Annotated in this window: 3 protein-coding genes; 2 read left to right on the top strand and 1 reads right to left on the bottom strand. The window is 68.8% G+C overall.

Annotated features, from left to right (window positions below; translation table 11 throughout):
- On the bottom strand, nt 1–1,427 hold a 1,427-nt coding region (locus VF697_RS10960; protein ID WP_331094028.1), incomplete at its 3' end, for a hypothetical protein.
- Between the two features lie 112 nt (nt 1,428–1,539).
- Here VF697_RS10960 and VF697_RS10955 point away from each other — a divergent pair.
- A complete protein-coding gene (locus tag VF697_RS10955; protein WP_331094026.1) occupies nt 1,540–3,726 on the top strand; it encodes an ATP-binding protein in 2,187 nt (728 codons plus the stop codon).
- A 303-nt stretch (nt 3,727–4,029) separates the two neighbouring features.
- A partial coding sequence (locus VF697_RS10950; protein WP_331094024.1) for a Kelch repeat-containing protein occupies nt 4,030–4,977 on the top strand: 948 nt, incomplete at its 3' end.

Genomic DNA, 4,977 nt, shown 5'->3' with positions numbered 1-4,977 from the left:
TAGACGAGTTGCAAGACGCGCTGGCCGGGCACCTGCCGCACCGGATTCAGCGTCAGGCCGTCCGGCTCCAGCCGCCAGAGGCCCGCGCCCTCCGTGCCAATGTAGAGCGCGCCATCGTCCGTCGCCTTGAGCGCGAGGATCCGATTCGTCGGCAGCCCGGCCAGCTTCGACCAGTTCCCAGAGGAGCGTGTCTTCGGCGTCATCGCCCAGACGCCGAACTCCGCGCTCCCCAGGTAGTAGCGGCCCGAGGTGGTCTGCTCGAAGGCGCGCCAGAAATCATCCGCCGCCTGTCCATTGAGCACTTCATTGAAGCCCTTGAAACGCCAGGGCGTGGGGCCTGCCCAGGTCTGCTCGCGGTCCCACTCCTCGAGCTTTCCACTCGGGATGAGCACTCCGAGCATCTGCTGGTTCGCGACGAGGACGTCTCCATTCCGCGCGAGGCCCAGCCCGTACATCGGCGGGCATTGGAGCGACTCGTCCCTGGAGCCGTCCGGATTCGTGGTGACGAGGTACCAGCCCGGATGACGGTGGCTGTTGTACGTGAGTCCCTGGATGCGGGTCACCCCGTGGTTCGTCGTGATGTAGAGGTCGCCGCGATACGCGCCGCGCGTCACACGGGCGCAGTTCAGGACGCTGCGATCCTCCTCGTAGTGAAAGTCGTTCGTGTTGTGGATGCCGATCTGCTTGCCCGCGTTCGACGAGCCGGTGGTGCGCCAGATGTGCTCCTCGAGCGCGACGGTCCCATCCGGCTGGAGGCGGACCGCATCGAGGTCTCCCTTCTGGTACTCGGCGTAGCGCTCGGGCGTGTAGTTCGCCTCGCCCGGTCCGGGAATGTACGTGCGCTGCCGGATTCCGTCCGCCCGCTGCATCTCGGCGGCGCGATACCCCACGTACGCGCGCCCGGCCTCACCGCCGCAGATGACCGTCGAGTCGATGGCGAGCGAATCCCGGCCAAACGGCTGGCGAGCCTGACCGATGCCCGTGGTCCACCTCGGAGCCGTATCGCCCGGGCGCAGCACGCCGATGCGGTTGCCGTCGAGGAGCCAGAGGTTGAGCCCTTCATCGAGTCCAACGCTGCGCGGTGTGCCGACGCCAAACGACCGCGTGTAGTCGAGCACCGCGTCCACCGGCCACGGGCCCGCATCCGGTGGCGTGCCGGTATCAGGTGGCGTTCCCGCGTCCGGTGGCGTGCCGGTATCAGGCGGCGTCCCCGCATCCTCGTCCGCCTCGTCCGGAATGGAGGGCGGAGGAGTGCCGGCATCCTCGGAGGGAACGGGAGGGGTGTCCGAGGGAACTTCATTTCCCTCCGATGGGCCGGGCTCCTGCTCCACCCGCGGGTCGATTGTCTTGGCCCGGTCACCGCAACCCACCGCGAGCAATGAAATGACCGTGAGTGCTGCGCCTACCGTGCCTGCGCGAATGCCCATCCGTTCCTCCGTCGACGGTGGCTCATTCGCAAGTCCCGGGCCGACGGCTCCCGCGGTCCATGTCGCTCCTACCCGCGGCTCGCGCGGGGCCTGGTCTAGACTCGAGGCGCCCATGCGGCCCACGTCCTCCCCCCGCGCCCCCCTTGCCCGATCGACGCTCATCCAGATGGGCGTGCGCATCGCGGTGATCATCACGCTGACCACGCTCTTCAGCTACCTGCACATGCTCCGCACCCTGCGCACCCAGGCACTCGCGCAGTTGGAGCAGCATGTCTCCGAGCGGGCCGAGCGCGAGGAAGCCATCTTCGTGCTGGCGCAGGACAACCACGCCGCCGTGGCCAAAGCCCTCCAGGAGAAGCTCCGCGCGCTCCAGCCGGAGGAGGTGGAGGCCCGCTTCAACCGCCTGTTCACGCGAATGCCCGACGGCTCGGTCCGCTCCCGCCTCGAGGGTTTCGATGGCACGAAGGTGGCGAGTGTCTATGTCCCCCGCAGCGTGAGCCTCGACCTGGATCTGCGCCGGCGCATCCTCGCCGCCTACGACGTGCTCTCCCAGTACGGGCCCGCCTTCCGCACGCGCTTCGCGGACACCTTCATCACGTTGCCCGAGGGGCCGAACATCATCTACTGGCCCGACAGCCCCACCTACTCCCACGACGCCGGACCCGACGAGGTGTTCTCCTCCCTCGAGTACATGGTCTCCAGCCTGCCGGAGAACAACCCCCGCAGGCAGACGAGCTGGACCGCCATCTACGAGGAGCCTGTCAGCCACGGCAGGATGATCACCGCGGCCACCCCGGTGGACCTGGAGGGCCGCCATGTCATGACGGTAGGCCATGACGTGCTCCTCGAGGAGCTGATGAAGCGCACCCTCAGCGACCACCTGCCGGGCGCGTACAACGTCCTCCTCCGCGACGACGGCCAGCTCATCGCCCATCCCGGCATGAAGGAGGCGGCTGCCGCCACGCCGACCGAGAACCCGGAGTGGATGGCTCACCTGCGGAGCATCTTCGAGCGGGTGAAGCACCGCGCGCCCGGCGAGACGGTGCTGGAGCTCCCGGAGCACCACGAGTACTTCGCGGTGGCACGGCTGACGGGCCCGGGCTGGAACTTCGTCACGGTGCTCCCCGAGAGCGAGGTGTCCCGCCCCGCCATCCAGGCCGCGCACATCGTGCTGCTGCTCGGAGTGCTCTCGCTGGTCCTGGAGCTGGCCATCATGTCCTGGGTGCTGCGCCAACAGGTCACCCGCCCGCTGCTGGCCTTCAGCCAGGCCACCGACCGGGTGGCCTCGGGCAAGGACTTCCGCGTCGAGCTGGACACCTCGCGAGAGGATGAGCTGGGACAACTGGCTCGCTCCTTCCGGCTCATGGCCGATGAGGTGCAGCGGCGCGAGGAGTCCCTGCGTCAGGCCAACGACACCCTGGAGCAGCGTGTGGAGGCACGCACGCGCGAGCTGGGGGACATCCACCAACAGCTCCTCCAGACGGCGCGCCGGGCCGGCATGGCGGAGATCGCCACCAACGTGCTGCACAACGTGGGCAACGTGCTCAACAGCGTCTACACCTCCGCCCAGCTCGCCAGGGAGCGGGTGGAGGGGATGCGGCTCGAGCAGGTGCAGCGGGTGGCGACCATGCTCGATGAGCACCAGGCCGACCTCGGCCCCTTCCTCACCCAGGACGCGCGGGGCCGGCATCTGAGGCCCTTCCTCCACAAGCTCGCGCAGAACCTGCTCAACGAGCGCAAGACGCTCCAAGGGCTGCTCGACGAAGTGGGCCGGTACACCGAGCACATCGGCGACATCGTCAAGATGCAGCAGAACTACGCGAGGATTCCCCGGCTGCACGAGTCCGTGCGCCTGTTGGATTCGGTGGAGGACGCGCTGCGCATCAACGCGGCCGGGCTCGCCCGCCATCGGGTGAAGGTGGAGCGACACCTGGAGCCCCTCCCTCCGGTGCTGACCGACAAGCACAAGCTGCTGATGATCCTGGTCAACCTGATCAGCAACGCCAAGTACGCCATGGACGAGCTGCCTCCGGACGAGCGGCGCCTGAGCGTGAAGCTGGAGCGCCTCCCCGAGGACCGGGTCCGCATCGACATCCACGACAACGGGGTGGGCATCGCGCCGGAGCTGCTCACGCGCATCTTCCAGTACGGCTTCACCACCCGCGAGGAGGGGCACGGCTTCGGCCTGCACTCCAGTGCCCTCGCGGCCCAGGAGCTGGATGGCTCGCTGTCCGTCCACAGCGACGGGCCGGGGCGTGGCGCCACCTTCACGCTGGAGCTTCCCTACCGCCCCGCGTGAGCCCTCAGGGGCAGGCGGATGCACCGCGAGTCCGTACTCCTTTAGTGGTACATCGCGAGGCAAGAGGCACTTGCTACAGATGCCGCCATGTACTTCCAAACGCATGCGCGGGTCAGGTCAGAGCGGGCTGCCGCTCGTTGGCATTCCCCCTCCCTCGGGGCCGGGTTCCTGGCCTTGATTCCCCTCCTGGGACTGCTCGCATGTGGCGAGTCCCCTCCTGCTCCCGAGAGCCAGGAAGCCCCCGCCACGGTCCAGGAAAGCCAGGCCCTGGGAGCCGGAAGAGAGGCCACGTCCTCGCGTGGCTTGGCCGCGGAGGCATGGCAAGCCACTCCGAACGATGAGGCCACCCTCGAGCTGGCCGAGGCGTACTTCCCGGAGTTCTTCCAGGCGGAGGCGCCAGGCACGGAGGCAACGCGTCTGGATGAGACGGCACTCCAGGTGACGCTGCCGGCCGAGGCGGGCGGTGTGATGGAGATCTCCACCCGGGGCTACCTCTTCCAGGTGCGTGAGGACGGGAGCGAGCGGGGTCCGGCGGCGCGCGCGAGTGGAGGCGCGGCCTTCTATGGCTCCTCGCGCTTCTGGAAGCCCGTCGGCGCGAGCCGGCTGGAGGGGGAGCGGCGGTGGCGGACGCGGCGGGCGGAGGAGTTCCTCATCCTCGCGCAGGCGCGGGGAGAGCACCGCGCGCGTTATGAGATCACGGTGCCAGAAGGTGTGGTGCGGGTGCGCGATGCTGGCAGCCACCTGGAGTTCCTGGACGCCTCCGAGCGGCCGGTGGTGCGGATGCACTCACTGGTGGTCCGGGACCGTGCGGGCCTCTCGCGCGAGGGACAGATGAAGCTGCTCGGGTCCACCCCCCTGGAGAGCCCGTCCGCTCGCAGGGTGGTGGTCGAGCTGACGGTCTCGCTGGAGGGCCTGACGGGCCCCGTGGTCATCGACCCGGCCTGGTCCTCCACGGGGGACATGATCACCGCTCGCACCAGCCACTCGGCGGTGCTGTTGCCCTCGGGCAAGGTGCTCGTGGTGGGGGGCAAGAACGACAGCGCGTACCTCAACAAGGCGGAGCTGTACGATCCGACCACGGCCACCTGGAGCGCCGCGGCGGACTTACGGTACATCCAGACCGGGGCCACGGCGCTGCTGCTGCCCTCCGGCAAGGTGCTCGTGGCGGGAGGGAGCCAGAGCACCTCGGCGACGGAGCTGTACGACCCGGCCACGAACACCTGGAGCCTCACGGGTCCGATGACCGGCACC

Source organism: Archangium sp. (assembly GCF_036388035.1).
GTDB lineage: Bacteria > Myxococcota > Myxococcia > Myxococcales > Myxococcaceae > Archangium.
This window is presented reverse-complemented; position numbering and strand designations above follow the sequence as displayed.